The sequence below is a fragment of the Coprococcus intestinihominis genome, from assembly GCF_040096555.1.
GTDB classification, from domain to species: domain Bacteria; phylum Bacillota; class Clostridia; order Lachnospirales; family Lachnospiraceae; genus Coprococcus_A; species Coprococcus_A intestinihominis.
This window is the reverse complement of sequence record NZ_JBBMEK010000516.1, coordinates 1-676: the sequence shown is the minus strand read 5'-3', so window position 1 is coordinate 676 and position 676 is coordinate 1. Positions and strand designations below refer to the sequence as shown.

Annotated in this window: 1 pseudogene; it reads right to left on the bottom strand. The window is 43.3% G+C overall.

Annotation, left to right across the window (positions count from 1 at the left end):
• Positions 1 to 676 (bottom strand): annotated as a pseudogene (locus tag WMO25_RS18585) (polyribonucleotide nucleotidyltransferase); the annotation flags it as partial.

Below are 676 nucleotides of genomic sequence, written 5' to 3'. Positions count from 1 at the left end.
TTGAAGGCTTTGTCTCACCCACTGAGTATGATGGGAAGTTATAATGATGCATATAACGTTTGCTTGTCACAAATTCATTCAGGCCATCTACCTTCTGGGCATCTGATAATGGTGCCAGTGTTGTGATGGTACAAATCTGTGTCTGACCTCTTGTGAACATTGCAGAACCGTGCGTTCTTGCAAACAGGTCGATTTCTGCTGCAAGCGGACGAATCTGATCAATAGCACGGCCGTCAGGACGCTTGTGATCCTTGAGAATCATCTTACGTACTGTCTTCTTCTGATACTGATAAACAGCATCGTCAATCAGAGGCAGCCACTCTTCCTTATCTGCAAATGCTTCTGCAAGCTTGTCTTTAATAACACGGATGTTGGCATCTCTTGTCTGCTTCTCATCTGCAAATACAGCTTCTTCCATTGCTTCTGGCGGAAAGAGTTCCTTCATAGCTGCATTTAATTCTTCAGGAATAGCATAATGCTCATAATCCTTCTTCTCTTTGCCGCATTCTGCAACAATCTGATCGATGAATTTGATGATCTCCTGGTTAACATCATGAGCTGCATAAATAGCCTCGATCATCTTGTCTTCAGGTACTTCATTGGCACCTGCCTCAATCATAATTACTTTCTCACGAGTAGAAGCGACTGTCAGTGCAAGATCGGATACGGATTTCTG